Source organism: Bacillus luti (assembly GCF_009739945.1).
Lineage (GTDB): Bacteria > Bacillota > Bacilli > Bacillales > Bacillaceae_G > Bacillus_A > Bacillus_A luti.
In genome coordinates this window covers 259,658-283,647 of the sequence record NZ_CP040336.1, presented here as the reverse complement: position 1 = coordinate 283,647, position 23,990 = coordinate 259,658, and the positions used below count along the sequence as shown (strand labels likewise).

27 protein-coding genes are annotated in these 23,990 nt (G+C 37.9%); 4 read left to right on the top strand and 23 right to left on the bottom strand.

All coding sequences use genetic code 11. The features are described from left to right. Nucleotides 1–139 precede the first annotated feature (139 nt). A complete protein-coding gene (clpP, locus tag EUC40_RS01365; RefSeq protein ID WP_001049155.1) occupies nucleotides 140–721 on the top strand; it encodes an ATP-dependent Clp endopeptidase proteolytic subunit ClpP in 582 nt (193 codons plus the stop codon). 378 nt (nucleotides 722–1,099) lie between these two features. On the opposite strand, the gene EUC40_RS01360 is transcribed toward clpP, so the two are convergent. The 23 genes from EUC40_RS01360 to EUC40_RS01250 form a co-directional block, all read right to left on the bottom strand. Next, nucleotides 1,100–1,348, bottom strand: a complete 249-nt coding sequence (locus EUC40_RS01360) for an HPr family phosphocarrier protein (RefSeq protein WP_000250298.1) — start codon at nucleotides 1,346–1,348, stop codon at nucleotides 1,100–1,102. Nucleotides 1,349–1,371: 23 nt separating this feature from the next. After that, on the bottom strand, nucleotides 1,372–2,322 hold the full coding sequence (gene whiA, locus EUC40_RS01355; protein ID WP_000006562.1) for a DNA-binding protein WhiA: 951 nt from the start codon (nucleotides 2,320–2,322) through the stop codon (nucleotides 1,372–1,374). 90 nt (nucleotides 2,323–2,412) lie between these two features. Continuing rightward, nucleotides 2,413–3,366 carry a gluconeogenesis factor YvcK family protein gene (locus EUC40_RS01350; RefSeq protein ID WP_071710090.1) on the bottom strand — a complete coding sequence of 318 codons (954 nt, stop codon included), beginning with the start codon at nucleotides 3,364–3,366 and terminating at the stop codon, nucleotides 2,413–2,415. A 3-nt stretch (nucleotides 3,367–3,369) separates the two neighbouring features. Beyond that, complete coding sequence (gene rapZ, locus EUC40_RS01345) at nucleotides 3,370–4,251, bottom strand: RNase adapter RapZ (RefSeq protein ID WP_000138463.1); 882 nt, start codon at nucleotides 4,249–4,251, stop codon at nucleotides 3,370–3,372. Between the two features lie 20 nt (nucleotides 4,252–4,271). Then, nucleotides 4,272–4,730: an NUDIX hydrolase gene (locus EUC40_RS01340; RefSeq protein ID WP_001190080.1), complete on the bottom strand. Its 459-nt coding sequence runs from the start codon at nucleotides 4,728–4,730 to the stop codon at nucleotides 4,272–4,274. Nucleotides 4,731–4,959: 229 nt separating this feature from the next. Beyond that, nucleotides 4,960–5,766 (bottom strand): DUF368 domain-containing protein, encoded by an 807-nt coding sequence (locus EUC40_RS01335; RefSeq protein ID WP_071710089.1) that lies wholly within the window; start codon nucleotides 5,764–5,766, stop codon nucleotides 4,960–4,962. Between the two features lie 161 nt (nucleotides 5,767–5,927). Beyond that, nucleotides 5,928–6,884, bottom strand: coding sequence for a thioredoxin-disulfide reductase (gene trxB, locus EUC40_RS01330; RefSeq protein ID WP_156573297.1), 957 nt, complete (start codon nucleotides 6,882–6,884; stop codon nucleotides 5,928–5,930). An 85-nt stretch (nucleotides 6,885–6,969) separates the two neighbouring features. After that, a complete protein-coding gene (locus tag EUC40_RS01325) occupies nucleotides 6,970–8,481 on the bottom strand; it encodes a tetratricopeptide repeat protein (protein WP_000517716.1) in 1,512 nt (503 codons plus the stop codon). 139 nt (nucleotides 8,482–8,620) lie between these two features. Then, nucleotides 8,621–9,133, bottom strand: coding sequence for an acyltransferase (locus tag EUC40_RS01320; protein WP_001255058.1), 513 nt, complete (start codon nucleotides 9,131–9,133; stop codon nucleotides 8,621–8,623). Between the two features lie 76 nt (nucleotides 9,134–9,209). Further along, entirely contained in the window at nucleotides 9,210–9,860 is a 651-nt protein-coding gene (ppaX, locus tag EUC40_RS01315; protein WP_156573295.1) for a pyrophosphatase PpaX, read from the bottom strand. Between the two features lie 67 nt (nucleotides 9,861–9,927). Beyond that, a complete protein-coding gene (lgt, locus tag EUC40_RS01310) occupies nucleotides 9,928–10,740 on the bottom strand; it encodes a prolipoprotein diacylglyceryl transferase (RefSeq protein WP_156573293.1) in 813 nt (270 codons plus the stop codon). Nucleotides 10,741–10,764: 24 nt separating this feature from the next. Continuing rightward, the gene (hprK, locus tag EUC40_RS01305; RefSeq protein ID WP_001127250.1) at nucleotides 10,765–11,694 is read right to left on the bottom strand and encodes an HPr(Ser) kinase/phosphatase; all 930 of its coding nucleotides are present in this window, start codon (nucleotides 11,692–11,694) and stop codon (nucleotides 10,765–10,767) included. 156 nt (nucleotides 11,695–11,850) lie between these two features. Further along, nucleotides 11,851–12,231, bottom strand: coding sequence for a phage holin family protein (locus tag EUC40_RS01300; protein WP_156573291.1), 381 nt, complete (start codon nucleotides 12,229–12,231; stop codon nucleotides 11,851–11,853). 187 nt (nucleotides 12,232–12,418) lie between these two features. After that, a complete protein-coding gene (gene uvrA, locus EUC40_RS01295; RefSeq protein WP_156576900.1) occupies nucleotides 12,419–15,289 on the bottom strand; it encodes an excinuclease ABC subunit UvrA in 2,871 nt (956 codons plus the stop codon). A gap of 11 nt (nucleotides 15,290–15,300) precedes the next feature. Next, complete coding sequence (gene uvrB / locus EUC40_RS01290) at nucleotides 15,301–17,277, bottom strand: excinuclease ABC subunit B (RefSeq protein ID WP_071710084.1); 1,977 nt, start codon at nucleotides 17,275–17,277, stop codon at nucleotides 15,301–15,303. Between the two features lie 152 nt (nucleotides 17,278–17,429). Beyond that, a complete protein-coding gene (locus EUC40_RS01285) occupies nucleotides 17,430–17,861 on the bottom strand; it encodes a DUF4362 domain-containing protein (protein WP_156573289.1) in 432 nt (143 codons plus the stop codon). Between the two features lie 45 nt (nucleotides 17,862–17,906). After that, entirely contained in the window at nucleotides 17,907–18,527 is a 621-nt protein-coding gene (locus EUC40_RS01280) for a hypothetical protein (RefSeq protein WP_156573287.1), read from the bottom strand. Further along, a complete protein-coding gene (locus tag EUC40_RS01275; protein ID WP_156576899.1) occupies nucleotides 18,524–19,285 on the bottom strand; it encodes a MerR family transcriptional regulator in 762 nt (253 codons plus the stop codon). The genes EUC40_RS01280 and EUC40_RS01275 overlap by 4 nt, the downstream gene beginning before the upstream one ends. Nucleotides 19,286–19,385: 100 nt before the next feature. Beyond that, a complete protein-coding gene (locus EUC40_RS01270; protein ID WP_000524145.1) occupies nucleotides 19,386–19,613 on the bottom strand; it encodes a hypothetical protein in 228 nt (75 codons plus the stop codon). A 16-nt stretch (nucleotides 19,614–19,629) separates the two neighbouring features. Continuing rightward, a complete protein-coding gene (locus EUC40_RS01265) occupies nucleotides 19,630–20,022 on the bottom strand; it encodes an ATPase (RefSeq protein ID WP_156573285.1) in 393 nt (130 codons plus the stop codon). Beyond that, the gene (locus tag EUC40_RS01260; protein ID WP_098663615.1) at nucleotides 20,019–20,240 is read right to left on the bottom strand and encodes a hypothetical protein; all 222 of its coding nucleotides are present in this window, start codon (nucleotides 20,238–20,240) and stop codon (nucleotides 20,019–20,021) included. The genes EUC40_RS01265 and EUC40_RS01260 overlap by 4 nt, the downstream gene beginning before the upstream one ends. Before the next feature lie 49 nt (nucleotides 20,241–20,289). Further along, nucleotides 20,290–20,487, bottom strand: a complete 198-nt coding sequence (locus tag EUC40_RS01255) for a helix-turn-helix transcriptional regulator (RefSeq protein WP_000538359.1) — start codon at nucleotides 20,485–20,487, stop codon at nucleotides 20,290–20,292. Nucleotides 20,488–20,748: 261 nt separating this feature from the next. Next, nucleotides 20,749–21,771 carry a YeiH family protein gene (locus tag EUC40_RS01250; RefSeq protein ID WP_156573283.1) on the bottom strand — a complete coding sequence of 341 codons (1,023 nt, stop codon included), beginning with the start codon at nucleotides 21,769–21,771 and terminating at the stop codon, nucleotides 20,749–20,751. 152 nt (nucleotides 21,772–21,923) lie between these two features. Between EUC40_RS01250 and EUC40_RS01245 the strand changes: the two genes are divergently transcribed. From EUC40_RS01245 to EUC40_RS01235, 3 genes are read left to right on the top strand one after another with little or no spacing between them, the layout of a single operon-like run. Further along, on the top strand, nucleotides 21,924–22,817 hold the full coding sequence (locus EUC40_RS01245; RefSeq protein WP_001100007.1) for a LysR family transcriptional regulator: 894 nt from the start codon (nucleotides 21,924–21,926) through the stop codon (nucleotides 22,815–22,817). Nucleotides 22,818–22,868: 51 nt separating this feature from the next. Further along, nucleotides 22,869–23,237, top strand: a complete 369-nt coding sequence (locus tag EUC40_RS01240; RefSeq protein WP_071710079.1) for a MerR family transcriptional regulator — start codon at nucleotides 22,869–22,871, stop codon at nucleotides 23,235–23,237. Between the two features lie 4 nt (nucleotides 23,238–23,241). Next, entirely contained in the window at nucleotides 23,242–23,787 is a 546-nt protein-coding gene (locus EUC40_RS01235; RefSeq protein ID WP_156573280.1) for a flavodoxin family protein, read from the top strand. The last annotated feature ends 203 nt before the right edge of the window (nucleotides 23,788–23,990 follow it).

Sequence of the window (23,990 nt, the reverse complement as noted above, 5' to 3'; positions counted from 1 at the left end):
AAGCAGGGAATTTCAAAAACATAGCGAATAATTCATGGTACAACTACATATTTTTTTGATTTAAAGTGGTTTCGTTTGACCTTTATTGACCATAATTGTATTATAAGACTAAGAAAGCTTTAGAAGGAGGAAATAACAGATGAATTTAATTCCTACAGTAATTGAACAAACAAATCGTGGAGAACGCGCTTACGATATTTACTCTCGACTATTAAAAGACCGCATCATTATGCTTGGTAGTGCAATTGATGACAACGTAGCTAACTCAATCGTTTCCCAGCTTTTATTCTTGGAATCTCAAGATCCTGAAAAAGATATTCATATCTACATCAACAGCCCTGGTGGTTCTATCACAGCAGGTATGGCAATCTACGATACAATGCAGTTTATTAAACCGCAAGTATCAACAATCTGTATCGGTATGGCAGCATCTATGGGTGCATTCTTACTAGCAGCAGGTGAAAAAGGAAAACGTTTCGCACTTCCAAACAGTGAAGTAATGATTCACCAACCACTTGGTGGAGCACAAGGTCAAGCGACTGAAATCGAAATCGCTGCAAAACGTATCCTATTCTTACGTGAAAAACTAAACCAAATTCTTGCTGACCGCACAGGTCAACCACTTGAAGTACTACAACGCGACACAGACCGTGACAACTTCATGACAGCAGAAAAAGCTCTAGAATACGGTTTAATTGATAAGATCTTTACAAATCGTTAATAGATTTAAAGCGGAAGCGGCTCGTTTAGAATCACAGGGCGATGGAGCCCCTGATTCCGAGGCGCTTTTTGCCTCGAATGAAGGGGCGAAGCGACCGAAGATTCTAGCCGCTGGAGCTAGATATAACTAAAAGCAGAGGCGGCTCATTCAGAATCGCAGGGTGTTGGAGCCTTTACATCCGAGGCGCTTTTTGCCTCGAATGTAAAGGTGAAACAACCGGAGATTCTAGCCGCTGGAGCTGGATATAACTAAAAGCGGAAGCGCCCTATAATTGGGCGCTTTTTTTATGGTCAAACCTCTGCACGCGCATACCCCACCCCGACCAATCCGCACAAATAACAGCAACAAAAAAGCTATCGCATATGCGCGATAGCTTTTTTACTGTACATATGCAGCTAACGCTTCTAAAGCCTCTTCTGCATCTGAACCTTCCGTTGTAATTGTTATCATGCTACCAGTTCCAATTGCTAAGCTCATAATCCCCATTATGCTCTTTGCATTCACTGTCTTTCCATCTTTCTCTATGAAGATATCTGCATGAAAACGATTTGCCTCTTGTACAAACAACGCAGCCGGACGTGCTTGTAAACCGTTTTTTAATGAAACTTTAACCTGTTTTTGAACCACAGCTCCATTTCCCCTTTAACCTCTTATTTTTTTACTACTGGTTCCCCCGCGCGTAATTTCTCTGCAATCTCATCGATTTTACGCAAACGATGATTAATACCCGATTTACTAATTTTCCCCCCGGATACCATCTCACCTAATTCTTTCAATGTTACATCTTGATAATCTCTTCGTAGTTGTGCTATTTCTCGTAATTTATCCGGCAAAATATCAAGACCAACCGTCTCATCAATATAGCGGATATTTTCAATCTGTCTTAGCGCTGCACCAATTGTCTTATTTAAATTAGCTGTTTCACAGTTCACTAAACGATTTACTGAATTACGCATATCGCGAACAATTCGAATATCTTCAAATCTTAAAAGTGCATTATGAGCACCTATAATATTTAAAAATTCCGTAATTTTCTCCGCTTCTTTCAAATACGTAATATACCCTTTTCTTCTTTCCAACGTCTTACTATTTAAATCAAATCCGTTCATCAGTTCACATATAGCATCATTATGTTCCTTATATAACGAAAAGATCTCTAAATGATAAGATGATGTTTCTGGGTTATTTACTGAACCACCTGCTAAAAATGCACCGCGTAAATACGATCGTTTACAACATTTCTTCTCAATTAACTCTTGTGATATATTTCGAATAAATGAAAAGTCGTCGCGAACGATATGAAGATCTGCTAATATTTCACGTGACTTCTCAACAAGCCGCACAATATATACATTATTTTTCTTCAATCGCATTTTTTTACGAACAAGTAATTCTACCGTTACGTCATATCCCTTTTTCAAAAGCGTATAAATCCTTCTTGCAATTGCTGCATTTTCCGTTTGAATATCGATAGATAGACGACGGTTTGAAAAAGAAAGTGATCCGTTCATTCGAAGTAACGCTGATAATTCTGCTTTCTCACAGCATTCCTTCATCTCAAGATTCGTCAACTCTTTCTTTGTTTCTGATGCAAATGACACAGTCAACACCTCCTTATACGATTATTTTGGAACAAAAATCTTGTCCTATATGAATGAAGGAGCGCTATCTCATAAAGAGATAACGCGCATCTACAACAGTGAATATAAAATAGAAGCTAATTTTAATGTATCATGCCTTACAACATGATCATCATACTTCGCTAATTGATCTTGAATTACATTAATATTATTTTCAGCAAAACGCTCTTCATCCACTACAACTGGTCCCGACATTTCTTCCTCGTATAACTTACGTAATTCACAAGGAATATCACGGTTATTTACAATTGCAGTATCGATAAATGGTTGCCCTAAATGATCATGCAACGCCTGCACATGGTCAAACGCTGTATATCCCATCGTTTCACCCGCTTGCGTCATAACATTACATACATATACCTTCTTCGCTTTTGCAGCAAGAACAGCGTCCCCAATTTTGTTAACAACTAAATTCGGCAATATACTCGTATACAAACTTCCAGGACCGAAAACAAGTAAATCAGCTCGTTTAATCTCAGCTAATGTTTCATGTAACGGCTCTACATCTTCTGGAGTTAAAAAGACACGGTTAATCTTCTTTCCGTAATACGGAATCTTGGATTCACCCGTTACAATTTCTCCATCCTCTAGTTCCGCATGAAGTACCGCACTTTGATTCGCCGCCGGTAATACACGTCCTCTGACATTTAATACTTTACTCGTTTCCGTAATCGCGTGGTAAAAGTCTCCTGTAATCGAGGTCATACCTGCTAATAGTAAATTTCCTAACGCATGACCTTTCAGTCCGTCTCCCATTGTGAAACGATGCTGAAATAAAGCTTCGACCAGCGGCTCTACATCCGACAACGCAACAAGTACGTTACGAATATCACCTGGGGGCGGAATTTCTAGCTCATCACGTAATCTACCTGAACTGCCACCATCATCAGCGATTGTAACAACTGCTGTAATATCAACAGGATATTGCTTTAATCCTCTTAATAAGACAGAGAGTCCAGTCCCTCCTCCCATGATGACAATTTTAGGTTTTCTCTCTTTTTTCATCCCTTAATGGCCCTTTCTTTTCTCCACATCACGATGAGATACATGAACACTATACTCTGGTTTCAAATGTTTCCCAAGGTATTCTGTAAGCGTAACAGAACGATGTTGTCCACCTGTACATCCAATTGCAATTACAAGTTGGCTCTTGCCTTCTCTTTTATAATGAGGAAGCATGAAAGTAATGAGATCCGTTAGTTTCTCTAAAAACTTATGCGTCTCATTAAATTTCAGTACATACGATGAAACTTCTTCATCTAGCCCTGTTAATGGCTTCATATGTGGAATGTAATATGGATTTGGTAAAAAACGAACATCAAATACTAAATCGGCATCAATTGGAATACCGTACTTAAATCCAAATGACATAACATTTACACGAAATGCTTGCTCAGTTTCAGTTGAAAACAGATGAACAATTTTTTCACGTAATTCTTTCGGTTTTAACTCTGATGTATCAAGCACAATATTCGCTCGTGCCTTCATATCAATTAATAAGCTACGCTCTGCCTCGATTCCCTTTAACGGCAAGCCAGTTGGCGCAAGTGGATGCGAACGTCTCGTTTCTTTATAACGAGTTACAAGCGTGCTATCTTTCGCATCTAAAAATAAAATATGAGGAATGATCCATGTACGTTCTGATAAATCATCAAGCGCTCCCCATAAATGTTCGAAAAACTCTCGGCCACGTAAATCAACGCCAAGTGCTACTTTATTCATTTTCCCTTTTGAATCCGCCATAAGCTCAATAAACTTTGGCAATAACATCGGTGGTAAATTATCTACACAAAAATATCCTAAATCTTCAAAACTTTGTAAAGCTACTGTTTTTCCAGCTCCAGACATTCCTGTAATAATTACCATTTTTATATCATTATTCTCTGTCATCGTATCCTCTCCTTGACGGTTTAACTCGGATCTAATCGATATGAAAGCAACTCAAAATCTGGGGTATATACAAATGTACCGTAGATTATGCCATTCCCTTTAATTAAATAATCAATAATGTGATAATCTCCTGGCGCCATTGCTAAATCATCAATTTTATCAAATGTATGCCAACCAATGATGCCTTCTTCGCTCTCTAGTTTGTTTTCTCCTGCAAAATCTGTCGCTAAAAAGGAGAACATCATCCATTCAGAAACTACCTTATCACCTTCTTGAATGACAAAGGTGAAGACCCCCTTTAACGCTGGGTTCTTTAAATAAATACCTGTTTCTTCACGATACTCGCGAACAACGGAATCTCTTACTGTCTCACCACGCTCCATTTTCCCGCCTGGTGCAACCCACCAATTTCGACGAGGCTTTTGGAGTAAGAGTACTTCATTATCTCTAATTAACACACAGTTTGTCACTCTTTGCATGTTTCTTCACCTCAGCTACTTGCAGCGAAATTTCTCACTGCATACTCATTTCATTATACTATCAAAAACAGTTTGCTACAACGAAGGAGCCAGTCCTCTTTTGTTCAGCATATGCTTCTCAACAATTGTAGAAAAGCTTTCTAGAACAAGCAATGTAAATGCTTGGCCTGTCCATAAACGGCATAAAAAATCCCCTTAACGATTTTTATCGCTAAGGGGACTAAAACCCTTATTTCTTACCGAAATAAGTAACAATCGCAAACCCTAGAATAAAGGTAATAATTGAACTTACAATTGAAAATCCACCAGTTGGAATACCAGGGAACACAATTACAATCGAACCGATAACAAGTCCAATAATTGCCGCAAATGTCATACTTTTATAACGATCCAGTAAAAAACTAATTCCCTTACTACTTACAACAAATCCGACCATAACACCTGCACCAATAACCACGATTAATGGCAAATTGAGTGTAGTTAAAGCGTTAATTGCTGTTGGATACACACCAATGATTAATAAAATAAACGATCCGCTAATTCCAGGAAGAAGCATAGCCATACTAGCCATCCACCCTGCGAAAAACAAACCAATTGCATTTAAAATTGTTAACGTTGTAATTGGATCTGCTGCCTTATCTGGTTTAAAGAAAGCTGTGATCGCAACAAGAATTGCTGCAACTATTAATAAAACAATATGCTTACCTTTAAACGACGCCTTTGCATCAGCTTCTCTCATTAACATCGGTAATATACTAATTATTAAACCGAGGAAGAAAAATTGAGTCGGTTCATAATGATTTGCAAGTAAATATTTAATAACATGACTTAGCGTTAAAAACGCTGCCGCCACACCAGCAGCAAGGGGAATTAAAAATGCTAAATGCTTTTTCCATTCACGACTAAAGAACCCACTAATTGCCGCAAGCAATTGTTCATAAATCCCTAACACAACAGCGATTGTACCGCCGCTCACACCAGGAATTAAATCACTAACGCCCATACAAAATCCACGATATATATTACGCCATTCCATACTGAATAAATTCCTCATTTCTTATAGTGATTTTTCCGTAAAGTCCAGTATATCAATAAGAAAGCTTATAATCCTACTTATTTTTGACAAAACTTCGACATTTTCACAAAAAAGAAGAAAGCTCCTATCGGTAGCTTTCTTCTCAAAAGGTATAGTATCCCTTATTTTTCTGTTACAGTTTTTAGTTCTTCTAATAACTCTTCTACGTAGTGTTGTGCACTTTGTGCTGCAATACTACCGTCACCTGTTGCAGTTACGATTTGACGAAGCATTTTTTCGCGAACATCACCAGCTGCAAAAATACCAGGAACTTTCGTTTCCATATGCTCATTCGTTTCAACGTAACCATTTTCATTTGTAATACCTAACTCAACAAACGGTTTTGATAGTGGCAACATACCGATGTATACGAAAACGCCGTCAGCTTTGACTTCTTGCTCTTCTCCACTGTTTACGTCTACAAGTGTTACGCTTCCTACTTTACCATTTGCTTCGTTAATTTCTTTTATCGTGTGGTTCCAAATGAAATCTACTTTCTCGTTTTGGAAAGCACGATCTTGTAAAATTTTCTGTGCACGAAGCGTGTCACGGCGGTGAACGATTGTTACTTTTGATGCGAAGCGTGTTAAGAACACACCCTCTTCAACAGCAGAGTCTCCGCCCCCAATAACAATAAGTTCTTTCTCTTTAAAGAATGCGCCATCACATACCGCACAGTATGATACACCGCGGCCGCCAAGTTCTGTTTCACCTGGTACACCGATTTTTTTATACTCTGCACCACTTGCAACGATAATTGCACGTGTTTTATATTCTTTTTTACCAGCGATAATTGTTTTGTACTCTTTACCATCGATGATTGCTTTCACATCACCATATGCATATTCAGCACCAAATTTCTTCGCATGCTCGAACATTTTATTTGATAAGTCTGGTCCTAAAATAGACTCATAACCTGGGTAGTTTTCTACATCTTCTGTATTTGCCATTTGTCCGCCTGGAATACCACGCTCAAGCATTAATGTGCTTAAATTCGCACGAGATGTATATACTGCAGCTGTCATACCAGCTGGTCCTGCACCAATAATAATGACATCATAAATTTTTTCTTCTGACACACTATTCACTCCTATCCATTCCTACACAATTAAGTTACCCTCATTATACTGTTAGCATCATTTTTTTCCCAATGATTTGCTTATCTTATGTGTGCGTACGCTTCACAGCCTGCACATACTTTCGAACAGTCGCTACAGAAACATTATATACATCTCCAAGCTCCGACTGTGTCATCTTATTTCCTTGTTCACCGCGCACAATGTATTCAACCGCCGCTGACCATCCGTACACGTTTGTAAAAACCGCTCCAGATGTATATAAACGTATGAATGTACAAAACCAAAATTGTAAACACTCTTCGATTAATTCATCATCTTTTTTCGTATAATTGTATAACGCATCCGCAATTCGCACGCACTGTTCAAATTGCTGTAAATCAGCTGGAATACTCTTATGGCTATTCAGTAAAAAGAAGTATTTTGCAAGTTGCGATACAATTGGAACACCGTTCTTCGCTTGCGTTACATCAAAGAAGAATCCAACCTTCTCTGGCGTTGACAATTCATTCATTAAATATAAAGCTAGCATTTGCTCCTCTAGCGTCGCACTTTGCTGAAATGATTTTCGTAATTCTTCAAATAATACATTTTGCCCTTCATCTGCTAAATTCAGTGCATTCCACGGTTCTTTTCCTTTTTTATCAGGATGCAATTCTACAACATGTTGCCACATTTTTTCAGCCACTTGCTGATCTTTCACCATATAAGCAGAATATGCAAACCAATAATAAAAACTAACGTCTCCTTCGTATCCTTGACGCTTTAATACTTTGAACCATTTATATGCAGGTTCGAAATGACCAATTGTTGCAAGTGTCGTTCCGAGTTTCAAACGATGTTCAAATGAAATTGGATATACTGAAACGAGTTGCCCCGCTAATGCTTCTACTTGTTTATGCTCTCCAATTGAATATAGAAAAATAAGCGTATTACAAAGAGCATGTATATTACCAGGATTTTTCTCTAAAATCATTTCTGTTAACTTCAGCGCCTTATCTACATTACCAGATTGGAAATGTGCGATGGCTAAATTATTATGACCTGACCAAAATTCCGGATAATCTTTCGTAACAATTTCTAACGTAGCAATTGCTTCTTCTAATTGTCCGTTACGAATATAACGATTCGCTTCTTCCTGCATAACAATTAAATCATCTTCATCTTCAATCTCTTCCGCACCCATCGCTTCTTCTTCCATAATTTCAAGCAATTCTAATGTATCTTCTACAAATTCCTTCTCTTCTGCAACATCTAAATAGCGCTCCGCATACTTCTTTGCCTGTTGAAATAGACCCATATATGCATAATTATTTGCAATAAAATAATAGCACTGTTCAATTTCTGGATTAGATTTTATTAGCTTTAAGAAGGTTTGATTTGACTCTTGATATTCCCCAGCCTCAGACAATGTTATTGCTAATTGGCATAAAATAAACGGCTCCTTCTCACTTTGTGCCGCTCTTCGAAAGTATTTAATTGCATCTTGCAATTTCTGCCCTTTGTAAGCTCTCATCCCTTTTTTATAAAAGAAGTCCGCTAATTGATTAAAAGAGATAACTTGTCCGTTCTCCTTATATATCCTTTGATTTTTCCCCATATATCCTCCAGTTTTTTGTTTTCTTCGCTCACACATTCTTCTATCTATAAGTATAAACGATTCCGTAAAAAACAAAACAGTATATTATACTCAATTATTTCCTTTTTATTCATAAAAAAAGAGGAGAAATGTTACATTTTTAGTATGAGACTTCTCTCGCCGCCATTTGCTCTTTCGTATAAATAATACGCATTGGATTGCCTCCTACGAAAGCACCGCTCGGTACATCTCTATGAACAAGTGTGCCCGCTGAGACAATCGCGCCATCTCCAATTTTCACACCTGGTAATATCGTTGTATTTGCTCCAATCATCACTTCATCTCCAATGACGATTTCTCCAAGACGATATTCACGAATTAAATATTCATGTGCTAAAAGCGTTGTGTTATAGCCAATAATCGAATTTTCTCCCACAGCTATCTTTTCTGGAAACATAATATCTGGCATTACCATAAGTGCAAATGATGTTTTCTCTCCTACCTTCATACGTAAAAACGTACGATACAACCAATTCTTCACAGATAAAAATGGCGTGTAACGTGCAATTTGGATAATAATAAAATTCTTCATTACCTTCCAAAAAGAAACTGTTTTATACACATTCCATAATGAATTCTCTCCTGAAACAGGATAGCGCGTTGTCCGTCGCACTTAGCTCGCTCCTCCACTAAAAAAGTAAAACTTTGAGTTAGTAGGGATACGCATCCCTACTAACTTACTCGAACCTTTATGAACGATTCATATCGGACAAAATCGGTAGTAAGTCACTCATTTTATCTAACATAAAATCTGGTTTATAAGCTTCTAAATATGCTCTACCTTTCAATGTCCATGAAACCGCAGCTGTTTTCGTACCCGTATTTTGTCCGCCGACAATATCATGATGGTTATCTCCAACCATCAACGCTTCTTCCGGTTTCGCACCTAACAACTCAAGTGCTTTTTGAAGTGGCTCTGGATGTGGTTTCACATGCTCTACATCATCAATTGTCACGACAACATCAAAAAACTCATCAAGCTTTGATAGCTTTAATCCCATCTCAACCGTTTGTCTCGCTTTCGTTGTAACAATACCAACTTTATAACCTTGTTTCTTCAAATCTTGAACTGTTTCATATACAGTTTCATATTCTTCTACTAATTCATCATGATGATCATGGTTAAATTGACGATAACATGCAATCATCTCTTCAACCTTACTTTCATCAATCTTGCTGAAAGTATCATGCAAAGATGGACCGATAAATGGCAATACATCTTCACGCTTATACTGATTTGGATAATATGTATGTAACACATGTAAAAAAGAAGAGATAATAAGTTCGTTTGTATTAATTAAAGTTCCATCTAAATCAAATAACACTGTATTTATTCTCATTGCCCTAGTCCTTTCGTTTTCCTGAATATGAAAGAAGCAGCACCTTATAATAAGATGCTACTTTTCTCTAATTTTCCGAATATCTTTTATCAGCTTGCCCCATTTTTCGTCTCACAATAATGAAAATAATAGAAATAACAACAATTCCAATTGACATTACTTGTGCAATACGAAGTGGTCCTAGCATTAAACTATCTGTACGTAACCCTTCTACGAAGAAGCGTCCTACTGAATACCAAATTAAATATGTGAAGAACAATTCCCCGCGGCGTAAATTCACTTTTCGTAATGCAAGTAATAAAATTACACCTGCAAAATTCCATAATGATTCATATAAAAACGTCGGGTGATAATACACACCCTCAATGTACATTTGATTAATAATGAAATCTGGTAAATGAAGACCTTCTAAAAACTGTCTCGTTACTTCATCACCATGCGCCTCTTGGTTCATAAAGTTTCCCCATCGGCCAATTGCTTGTCCTAGTAAAATACTTGGTGCAGCAATATCCGCCAACTTCCAGAATGAAAGTCCACGACGTTTTGCAAAAAGAATCCCTGTAATAACAGCCCCGATTAAACCACCATGAATCGCCAAACCACCTTGACGAATATTAATAATTTGACTCGGGTTTTGCGCGTAATATTCCCATTCAAAAATAACATAGTACATTCTCGCAAATAGAATAGCGATTGGTACTGCAATTAATACAAGGTCAACAAATGTATCTTTTGGAATACCTAGCCGCTCTCCCTCGCGAGTTGCTAGCCAAAGACCTAATAGCACACCTGTACCGATAATAACCCCGTACCAATATACAGGGAACGGTCCAAGTTGAACAGCTACACGGTCAAGCTGCGGTACAGAACCTAACAGCATATGTATGACCTCCCTCTCCAATGTTTACTCCTGATTTCCTAACTCAATCGCACTCATTAATCGTTCAGAGAACTGCTGTGCTGCATTGACTCCCATACGTTTCAAACGGAAGTTCATCGCTGCCACTTCAATAATAACAGCTAAGTTTCGACCAGGACGAACTGGAAGTGTAATCTTCGTAAGTTCTGTATCAATAATCTTCATCTTCTCTTCATCCAGACCTAAGCGATCATAATTTTTCTTTTGATCCCAAATTTCAAGATTAATAACAAGTGTAATACGCTTATAATTTCGCACTGCCCCTGCACCGAATAACGTCATAACATTAATAATACCTAAGCCACGAATTTCTAATAAATGCTCAATTAAATCTGGTGAGCTTCCGACTAACATGTCCTCATCTTCTTGGCGAATTTCTACGCTATCATCCGCAACAAGACGGTGACCACGTTTTACAAGCTCAAGAGCCGTCTCACTTTTACCAACACCACTTTGACCTGTAATTAAAACACCAACGCCGTAAATATCTACTAACACACCATGAACAGCTGTTGTTGGTGCTAACTTACCCTCTAAATAATTTGTTAAACGACTTGATAATCTCGTTGTCGTTTGAGAAGAACGTAATAAAGGCATGCCTGATTCACGTGATGCTTGTAGTAACTCATCTGGTACATCTTGATTACGAGTTACAATAATACATGGTGTCTCCTCAGTACAAAGCGCTTTCATTCTCTCTTGTTTTTGCTCTGACGTTAACGTGTCAAAGAACGTAAGCTCCGTCTTTCCAAGAAGCTGCACGCGATCAGCTGGATAATATGTAAAAAATCCTGCCATTTCAATTCCAGGTCGTGATAAATCACTTGTATCAATCGGACGATGAATTCCTTCTTCACCACTTATTAACTCCAATTGAAATTGTTCAATTAAATCTTTTGTCCTTACTTTCGGCATATGTATAAACCTCCACTCCGCTGCGGGTTCAGTCTCATTTGATGTAAAATTCCATTCTACCGGATATTGTACCATTTTTTTCTGAAAACAAGAAATACGGTTTCTAATAAATAGAAAAAAACATTTCATACGAATGATGAAATGTTTTTCCTTTTGTCACTTTCTCTTTTTTTCATATAACGGTTCAACAATTGCTTTTTCAATGATCATATTGAAAATTGAAATACAAATTGCCGCAACAATAGCTACACCAAACCCTGTTATATTGAAAGAATCCCCTAATAATGAATCTGTTATTTTTAACGTAATCGCATTAATAACAATTAAGAAGAAACCGAAAGTTACAACAGTAATTGGTAACGTAATTAAAATTAAAAACGGCTTTACGAACACATTTAAAATCGCTAATATAATACTCGCAATAATTGCAGTTTGTATATTTGCTACATAAAACGCGTCTGGTGCAATCCCTTTTAAAAGTCCCGATACAGCGATTAACACAACGCTATTTACAAGAAGTGATACAATCCATCTCATTTCGTTACACATCCTTTAAACATATATCTTTCATCATACGCTAATAGATAATAAACGCAAGTATCATACGAGCGCTTATATCAACTTATTCTATCCTTTATGCTTGTATACCTACTAACATACTTACCAGTTTTTCCTCGTAAAATAAAAACCGAGCGTCATTTCCACTCGGTTTTCATCAATAAATTTATTGCGATAACTCTACTTCTTTTATTTTCTCTTTCATTCTTGCTTTATCACGAACTAAAATCTCTTTTAAATACTTACCTGTATACGAGCGCTCTTCTTTCACTACTTGCTCTGGCGTTCCTGAAGCAACAATTTGTCCACCTTTGTCTCCGCCTTCTGGTCCAAGATCAACAATATAATCAGCTGTTTTAATAACATCTAAATTGTGCTCAATTACAAGAACCGTCTCTCCACTTTCAACAAGACGCTGCAATACTTCTAGAAGACGCGCAATATCATGTGCATGTAAACCAGTCGTTGGCTCATCTAAAATATATAAAGTACGCCCTGTAGAACGACGGTGTAATTCAGAAGCTAATTTCACGCGCTGTGCTTCCCCACCAGATAACGTCGTAGCTGGCTGTCCTAATTTCATATAACCAAGCCCAACATCTACAAGTGTTTGAAGTTTACGTTTAATTTTAGGGATATTAGCGAAGAACTCTACTCCATCTTCAATTGTCATCCCTAACACTTCAGAAATGTTCTTATCTTTATACTTCACTTCTAACGTTTCACGGTTGTAACGTTTACCATGACAAACTTCACACGGAACGTACACATCTGGTAAGAAATGCATTTCGATTTTAATAATCCCGTCACCACGGCATGCTTCACAACGGCCACCTTTTACGTTAAAGCTGAAACGTCCTTTTTGATACCCGCGCACTTTCGCTTCGTTCGTTTGTGCAAACACATCACGAATATCATCGAATACACCTGTATACGTTGCTGGGTTGGAACGTGGTGTACGACCGATTGGTGATTGATCAATATCAATAACTTTATCTAAGTGCTCAAGACCTTTAATTTCTTTATGAGTCCCTGGCTTTGCTTTTGCTTTATATAGCTTTTGAGCTAACGATTTATATAGTACTTCATTAATCATCGTACTTTTACCAGAACCTGATACACCCGTTATCGCTACAAACGTACCAAGCGGGAATGACATTTTCGCATTCTTTAAGTTATTCTCTTTTGCACCGACAATTTCTACTTTTCTTCCGTCACCTTTACGTCTTTCAAGTGGAACTGGAATAAACTCCTTACCGCTTAAATATTTCCCTGTTAATGAATTCTCATCTTGCATCACTTCAGCTGGCGTCCCCGCTGAGACGACTTGCCCACCGTGAATACCTGCACCAGGTCCGATATCAAGTAAATAATCAGCAGCCATCATCGTATCTTCATCATGCTCAACGACAATTAACGTATTTCCTAAATCGCGCATTTCTTGCAATGTGCGAATAAGACGATCGTTATCGCGCTGATGTAAACCGATAGAAGGCTCATCAAGAATATAAAGTACGCCAGTTAGACGAGAACCAATTTGCGTTGCTAAACGAATACGCTGCGCCTCACCACCTGATAACGTACCAGCCGCACGACTTAGCGTTAAATAATCTAAACCAACGTTCACTAAGAATCCAACGCGCTCCTGAATTTCTCTTAAAATTAAATGAGCAATTTTTTGTTGTTTCTCCGTTAGTTCCACATTTGAGAAGAACTCCTGTACTTCTTGAACAGAATACTTCGTTACGTCAGCAATCGTTTTATCACCAACGAAAACAGCTAAACTCTCTGGCTTTAAGCGTCCACCTTTACACTTCGGACAAGCTTGCTCTGCCATATATTTCTCCATTTGCTCACGAACATAATCAGAACTCGTCTCACGATAACGACGCTCTATATTCGGAATAACACCTTCAAATAAAATCTCATTTTCCTTCACTTGACCAAATTCATTTACATAGCGGAAGTAAACTTTCTCTTCACCGCTTCCGTACAACACTTTATCGAATAAATCTTTCGGTATATCTTTCACAGGCATATCCATATCAACGCCGTAATGATTACATACAGATTGTAAAAGTTGTGGGTAATATTGTGAACTTGTCGGTTCCCAAGGAGCTATCGCATGTTCATTTAATGTTAAATCCCAATTCGGAATAACAAGCTCTAAATCTACCTCTAGCTTTGAGCCAAGTCCATCACAAGAAGGACATGCACCGAACGGACTATTGAACGAGAACATACGCGGTTCTAATTCTCCAATTGAAAAACCACAATGCGGACAAGCATGATGTTCACTAAACAGAAGTTCCTCTTCTCCCATAACATCAATTAACACTCGTCCCCCGCCAAGCTTTAATGCACTTTCGAGTGAATCAGCAAGACGGCTTGCAATTCCTTCTTTCACAACAATACGGTCAATTACAACTTCTATGGAATGCTTCTTATTTTTATCTAGCGTAATCTCTTCAGATACATCCAGCATTTCCCCATCAACACGTACACGAACATAACCTTGCTTCTTAATATCTTCAAGTACTTTTACATGTGCACCTTTACGTCCTGACACGATAGGCGCTAGTACTTGCAATTTCGTACGTTCAGGATATTCGAGAACACGGTCTACCATCTGCTCTACTGTTTGTGATGTAATTTCAATACCATGATTCGGACAAATTGGCGTACCAATTCGCGCAAATAATAAGCGTAAATAATCATAAATCTCCGTTACCGTTCCGACAGTTGAACGCGGATTACGACTCGTCGTTTTTTGATCGATTGAAATCGCTGGTGATAATCCTTCAATCGTATCTACATCCGGTTTATCCATTTGCCCTAAAAACTGGCGTGCATACGCAGATAACGATTCTACGTATCTGCGCTGCCCTTCTGCATAAATCGTATCAAATGCTAATGATGATTTCCCTGAACCAGACAATCCCGTTACAACAACAAGCTGATTTCTCGGAATGGTTACATCAATATTTTTTAAGTTATGTGCTCTAGCACCCTTTACAACAATAAAATCCTTGCTCATGCTCACTCTTTTCACCCTTCCGCCTTTAATTCTAATAGTAAATCTCTTAATTCAGCTGCACGCTCGAAGTCTAACGCTTTTGCCGCTTCCTTCATTTCTGCTTCTATCTTCGCAATTGTCTTTTCACGCTCTTTTTTCGTCATCTTCTTAGTTGGCGTTGCTTCATATGTTTCCGGCTCTTCAGCAGCTGTCGTTGCACGGATTACATCACGCACACCTTTTTGAATTGTTTTCGGCGTAATACCATGCTCTTCATTGTAAGCTTCCTGTATCGTACGACGACGCTGCGTTTCTTCAATTGCAATGCCCATCGATCTCGTTATGCGATCTGCGTACATAATAACGCGGCCGTTTTCATTACGCGCTGCACGACCAATTGTTTGAATTAATGAACGCTCTGAACGCAAGAACCCTTCCTTATCCGCATCTAAAATAGCTACAAGTGATACTTCCGGAATATCTAATCCTTCTCGTAATAAGTTAATACCGACAAGTACATCAAATTTACCGAGGCGAAGATCGCGAATAATTTCAATACGTTCTAACGTTTTAATTTCAGAGTGAAGATAGTTCACTTTAATTCCTACATCTTTTAAATAATCCGTTAAATCCTCTGACATTTTTTTCGTTAAAGTCGTAATTAATACACGTTCATTTTTCGCAATACGATCTTGAATCTCTCCTAATAAATCGTCAATTTGACCTTCAATTGGTCGTATATCAATCGGTGGATCTAAAAGCCCTGTTGGACGAATAATTTGTTCTATTACTTCCGGTGACTGCTCTAATTCGTACGGTCCTGGCGTTGCTGAAACGTAAATAACTTGATTCGTTTTCTCTTCAAACTCATCAAACGTGAGCGGTCTATTATCTAAAGCTGATGGCAGACGGAATCCATGATCCACAAGCACTTGCTTACGTGCTTGGTCCCCGTTATACATCGCTCTTACTTGCGGTACTGATACGTGTGACTCATCCATAACAATTAGGAAATCTTCAGGGAAATAGTCTAATAACGTATACGGCGTTGCACCCGCTGGACGAAGTGTTAAATGACGGGAATAGTTTTCAATACCTGAACAAAAGCCCATCTCGCGCATCATTTCTAAATCATAACGTGTACGCTGTTCTATACGTTGCGCTTCTAACAACTTGCCATTATCATTTAATTCCTTTAAACGCTCTTCTAATTCTTTTTCGATATTTTCAATAGCAACCTTCATTTTTTCTTCACGTGTAACGAAGTGGGATGCTGGGAAGATCGCTACATGATCACGTTCTGCTAATACTTCACCTGTTAACGCATTTACTTCACGAATACGATCGATTTCATCACCGAAAAACTCAATTCGGATACAATGCTCATCAAGTGATGCCGGGAAGATTTCAACTACATCTCCGCGTACACGGAATGTACCACGCTTGAAATCAATATCATTACGTCCATACTGTACATCAACAAGTTCACGAAGCAATTGATTGCGGTCCTTCTCCATACCAACTCGAAGTGACACAACTAACTCGCGGTATTCTTCAGGAGAACCTAAACCATATATACACGATACACTCGCAACGATAATTACATCGTCCCGTTCAAATAATGCAGACGTTGCCGAGTGACGCAATTTATCAATTTCATCATTAATCTGCGCGTCCTTTTCAATAAACGTATCTGTTTGTGGTACATACGCTTCTGGCTGATAATAATCGTAATAACTAACAAAATATTCAACTGCATTATTCGGGAAAAAGTCTTTCAACTCACTATATAACTGTCCTGCTAACGTTTTATTGTGAGCCATCACAAGTGTTGGCTTCTGCACTTCTTTAATGACATTTGAAATTGTAAATGTCTTACCCGTTCCTGTCGCTCCAAGCAACACTTGCTTTTTCTTTCCACTATTAATTCCCTCTACAAGCTTCTCTATAGCTACCGGCTGATCACCTTGCGGGGAATACGCTGATATAATTTCAAATTGATGTTCCAAGTAAAATCCGACCTCCTCATAAAAATCTGTATTATTATTTTACCACGAATGCCTATAAAAAACCTAAAAAAAACGAACAGATATTCGGTAAAGTTTTCGACAATATATACATAGAAAAAGGAAGGAGTACATACTTCCTTCCTCTACTAACTCTATTTTTTAAGTACATATACTAAGTCATATCCGTTGCGCCCATCTTCTTTCGTACAATCTATTAGCCTATAAGTAATTTTTGATTCGCGCTGGTCTTTAACAATACTTTTACAGCTATCTTTATATAACCCTTTAGCCTCACCAGCAAATTGATCTTGTCTATTATCTGACACATAAAGTATAGCTTCCCCACTATGCTCTAACGTTTGAAAAATTGGATCGCCTTCATGTGTATAATGAACAATTCTTATTTTATCAACTTTCCCTTGTTCAACATTCAAAACGAACTGTTCGAATTTATCTAGATTGGAAGTTCCTGTTCCCTTTACAATGACATCCTTCTTCTTATCAATTGTAATGTTAGGTTGTGAGCATGCTACTAAACTAAAGAGAAATAGACATATAAAACCATTTCCTTTTCCTATTGCCATCCTCTCCTATAAAAATTATTTGTATACCTAAAAAGCTACTTTCCCCTATGAAAGTAGCTTTTCTTTTCCTTTCTCCTTCTTCGGAAAAATCACATATGAAAATGAAATCGCTGTATCAACTAAAAATATAATTGCCCACACTTGGCTCACGCGACTTGCATCTTTATTTAAAACGATTCCCGATTCTAACCAATTACCCCATTGTTCAAATGGAATAAATCCATACGCGAAGAAAAAGAATATGTGCACACCAACGAATAAAACAAGATGTACTACCCAATTTTGTATTTCCTGCTTTGCATAGGCCATACCTGTTAATTCTACCTGATCTTCAATAATAGGCACCGGTTCATTACGCCATTTCGCAACTAGCTTTTGCGCAAATATATCAAGCTTCTTCAAATCCTTTTTCCCGTAAAAAACTGCATACAATAAAATAATTACAGTAATAATTTGAAAGTTAGAGAACTTTCCTGTTTGATAGTAGTCCACTACCCCTAAAGTTAAAATAAACACTTCATTTACGAGGAGTACAATCCCCATAATAAAACTCGCCTTCTTCAAACGAAATCCGTAACGGAGTAAAAAGAAACCGATAGCCGATAACCAAAATATAATCTCTGCCCCAATTAAAAAATACCAACGATATTCCGCGAGTATACTCATTTATCCCTCTCCCTTTCATCATAAATACGAAAAGCTTCGTCCATATATACTAAAAGTTCTTCTTCGATTGGATACATACCCATCCTTTGCGAATCTTCTTTTGACTTTCTAACTTCCCATAACTTATCTAAAAACGCTTCGTCACCATTAGCCATTTCCAAACACTTCTGCATTAATCTCTTCGTTACCTCTTGCACCTCATCACTCGCTGCTTCTTTACCGTCTTTCATAAAATTACGTAATTGCTTTAATAAATCTACCCACTCCAACACATTCGGATCTTCCTCACTCATGTTTGGTAAATTACGAAGTAATTTTTGTTCCTCCCCTGAAAATACTTCATTTTGGAACATTTCCCGTATACGAGGAGACTGTTTTGAAAGCTGAATAAGTTCAAACATAACTTTCCAATCCAAATCTCCTTCGACGTCTACTGAATAAACAACAGCTTGTAAAATACGCTCCATTCGATTGAATTTCTTTTGTTCTTCTTGTACAAACCGAAGTTGTTTTTCAAGAGAATCCTTTAAATCCAGCTCATCTTTTCCTAACATATTCGCAGTTTCTTTTAATGAAAATCCCATTTCTTTTAAAAATAAAATTTGTTGCAAACGAATGACATCAGCTTCACTATATAACCGATGTCCACCCTCTGTTTTCCCACTTGGCTTTAATAAATCTATTTGATCATAATAACGTAATGTACGTACCGTAACCCCTGTTTCTCTCGTCAATTGTTGTATTGAAATCACTACTATCACCTCTTCTCCTTCATTATAAAAGATGACGTTACGTAACTTTCAAGTATTCTGTAAAAAAAATACAAAAAGCTGTTTATACCCTTTGTATAAACAGCTTTTACGGAAATAACCCCTTTTGTACAGCACGACCACAAAATAAAATAAGTGCTCCCACAACAACGCTCGTTGCTGTTTTATGATAATGAGCTAATAGTAATAAATAATACGATAAACCTACAGTACCAATCATAATACAAATGCTTGGCACTGGATTACGAGAAAAATTTTGCATGCCCCAAAGAAGCGCAAATATGACTGTAGCGACACATAATACCGGTAATCCCATCCCAGTTCCCCTTTTTCTATTTACTCCTTGTTGCTAAAATACTCGTTGATGCCATACTAATTAACAAACCAAAAATAACGATATATAATAACTCATTTACATTTACTACTTGTCTTTCTAAATACTTATTTACACAAAGATACATAATGAACAAAAAAACAAAACTCGTAATACAAATCGTAAAATGCGACTTCATCTTGTTCACAACTCTCTCATCAATCGACGGTACTCCCTCTTCTTTCAAACGCTTCTGTTCTCTATATTCGGAAATTCCATATAAAATGACTAGTGCTACATTCGATATAAAAATAGTTCCCCATGAAATACTTAAAATCATTAAACTCACATTTAAAAGAATCCCTGCTAAAAGCAAACTCCCTACGAATTTCGTGACCTCTCTCTTACTCATACACGATCAGCTTCTTTACTATTTCTATATCTCCATTTCGGCCAATAGTTCACAAAGAAATAAACAAACTGCCCTAGTACAAATAACACAAACGGCATACCCGCACTTCCGTAAATGATTAAATTGTACAAACTCCACACAGCTAAACTAATCGTGAAAAACAACCCTACATATTTAAACGCTTTATCTGACTGAAATCTCTCAAACTCGTCTTGCATTTCCCCTTCCTCCTATCGCTATGCTCGTTTTCCTACCATTTCTCTCCCCCTACTCTAGCGTAAATATTTCTTCCACCTTTACTCCAAAATATTTGGCGATTTTTAGGGATAACTCTAAGCTCGGATTGTAATGATGATTTTCAATCGCCACAATCGTCTGCCGCGTCACCTGCATCGCCTTTGCCATTTCTACTTGTGTTATATGATGTTGTTTTCTTAATTCCTTGATCTTATTTTTCACACCCATAGGTTCCACCTTCGAAAGTAAAGATATCTTTACTTAAATTATAAATATTTTCCAATTACAAGTAAAGATATCTTTACAAATTTTAGAAAAACGTTTCACTACATATCTTCTCTAACAAAGTACAAGAGTAATTCAATTTATATTAGCGCAACTTCATTTATATCGGCGATTTCCCAAATATATCGACTTTACTGACATCTGTAGCACGATAAGCATAAGAAAAAGCTGTCCCAAAATACCTTTTGGAACAGCTTCTTCCTACTACATAAATCCTAATCCCCATACGAGAACATATCCAAGAACCGATAAGCAAATCGAGCCAATCAGCCCTGCCACGAATGCCTTGCTTCCTAATTTACGGAACGTTTTAAACTCTACATTTAAACCAAGCCCCGCCATCGCCATTGCGATAAGCATGTAAGCAATGACAACAATGTATCCCGCAACAACTTCTGGAATAATCCCAAGTGAATGCACTGCACTCATCGCTAAAAATCCGAAGATGAACCACGGAATTGGAAGGTCGCGCCATGATCTTTTTTCCTCGCTACCTTCACTCTTACCAAACCACAATCCGATTAAAATCGCTACTGGCACAAGCATCGCAACGCGCGTTAATTTTACGATAACCGCAATGTCTACAGCCGTGCTACCGCCTGGCGCTGCAGCTGCGATAACATGAGCAATTTCGTGCAGCGTCGCACCTGAGAATACACCGTAACCGTACGGAGAAAAGCCAAGCACTGGGTATAATAGCGTATAAATAAGTGTAAATATTGTACCTAAAATTGCAATAATCGCTGCCCCGACTGCCGTTTCCTCATCCTTCGCTTTCACTTGCGGTGCAATTGCCACGACCGCTGCCGCGCCACAAATTGCCGTCCCGCACGCCGTTAAAATCCCAAGTTTCTTGTCTACTTTAAATACTTTCGTTAATCCGTATACAACGAAAATAGTAAATGTAATAACAACCGCTGCGATGACCAGTACTTTTGGCCCCGCCTTCGCAATATCAACAAGATTTAATCGCATTCCAAGTAAGATAATCCCAAAGCGAAGCAGCTTCTTACTCGCGAAGTTCGTTCCAGCTATCGCTTCTTGCGGAACTCCAACCGCTGCTCGCCAAACCATCCCAATTAGAATAGCAATTACTAATTGTCCCATAATATTTAAAAATGGAAGCTCTGCTAAATATTTCGCGACAATGGCGATTAATAACGTAATCCCAATTCCTTGCGAAAATCCAAAGCCCTTCTTCTTTTGTATAACAAGTGTTTGTTCCACTTTGAACCACCCCAATAATCGTATTGGAACATGCATGTTCTTTCTAGTTACATTATAAGAGAGTTTTTATAATAAGTTTAATACCAATACCAAATCTCTATCATCAGAAATACTTATGATAAGATGAAAGAAAAACGAAAGGAGCTTTGCAAATGAACGTAGACATTTTAAAGATTTTTGTTACGGTTGTTGAACAAAAACACTTCTCTCGTGCAGCGGAGTTATTAAATCTTTCACAACCTGGCGTAAGTATGCACATTCGCAACTTAGAAAACGAATTTGGAACTACACTCATTCAGCGATCTCCGAAACATGTCCAAGTCACGGAAGCTGGAAATATTCTATACATTCATGCAAAGCAAATGCTCTCTCTTTACGAAGATGCTAAGCAAGAAATTAATGAACTACATAACGTTGTAACAGGAACACTTCGCATCGGTGCTAGTTTTACAATTGGCGAATACTTACTTCCAAAAATACTCGCTAACTATGCCAATGAAAATCCACGTGTCGAAGTGCATACCTTTATCTCAAATACAGAAGAAGTTTTGCAAAGTCTTCGCTCTAATCAAATTGATATCGGCTTAGTGGAAGGGCAAGTCGTATACGCTGATGTTAACGTCGAAACATTTATGCAAGATGAAATGAAGCTCGTCGTTCCGCCAAATCATCCACTGCTCCGCACAAAGGAAATAAATGAAAGCACACTCCAAGACCAAGTATGGGTATTAAGAGAAAGTGGTTCCGGTACACGTGCTTATAGTGACCGCTTTATCCATCAACACCATTTAAAAATGAAGCGATTCTTTACATTTAGCAGTATACAAAGCGTGAAGGAAGCCGTCGCTGCTGGGCTTGGCATCGCTATACTTTCTGATTGGACTGTACGGAAAGAGCTACTGGCAAAAGAGCTATTCCACGTCGAAGTTCCAAATGAACAGTTAATACGCCCATTCTCCATCGTGCGCGGCAAATATTTTATTCCGTCTAAAGCCATTCAAGTGTTTTTAAATCATGTGGATTCTTTTGCGAAAAAACAGAGTTGACCTTCACATTAGTGTGAAGGTTTACAATATGTTTAAAAGGAGTGAAACGCATTGCGAATCGGGGAGTTATCAAAAGAAACTGGAGTTAGCGAAAGATCACTAAGACATTACGAAGAAAAGGGATTACTCCCTTCTAAGCGGCTCACAAATGGCTACCGTGATTTTGATGAAAGTGCTATTGAAAAAGTAGAACTTATTCAAATGTACTTACAAATTGGCTTAAATTTAGAAGAGACGGCAAGGATGCTGCGCTGCCTCGAAATCGAGCCGCATCTATACGAAAACCCATGCAGCAGTATCCTTACACTTTACGAAGATAAACTCAATGAAGTAACAAAGCAAATCTCATTACTTTCTAGCATTCAAACGAATTTGCAAAAACACGTTTCACTCCTAAAACAAGCAAAAGAAAAGGGATGATTACATGTTTGTTATACATGGCAGTTCAAGACAAAACGGGAATACGGAAGCTCTAACACATATGATGATTGATGGAATTAAAACAGAACAAATTTACTTGCGAGACCATACAGTCCATCCTATTACAGATCAACGTCACGATGCAGAAGGATTCCAGCCTGTAAACGATGACTACGAGCCATTAATCGAACGCATGCTAGCGCACGACACGATTATCTTCGCTACACCGCTATACTGGTACGGAATGAGCGGTCATATGAAAAACTTCGTCGATCGCTGGTCACAAAGTTTGCGTGATACATCTCTTCATTTCAAAGAGAAAATGAAAAACAAAAAAATGTACGTTGTCATCGTTGGCGGAGATAATCCAAAACTGAAAGCATTGCCGCTTATTGCTCAGTTCCAATATATCTTTGATTTTGTTGGTTCATCATTTGAAGGATATATTATTGGGGATGCGAATGGATTAGATGAAATCCAAAATGATGTTGAAGCACTAGCAAAAGCACAAATTTATAATAACGAATTCAAAAATCACAAACAGAAATAAGTTTGACAATCTCATTTGTATGCGCATACAATAAAAGTAATATTATGAAAGGAAGGTACTTTGACCAATGAAGTTCTAATTCTCTTATTTATTTCATCCATCACAAATAGTGAACAAAAATGATGAAAACTAGCAGGGGATTAGTCTGTCCATTTGTCGATACTTTCTTTCGAAACGATCATGTGAAAAAATCGTTTATTTAT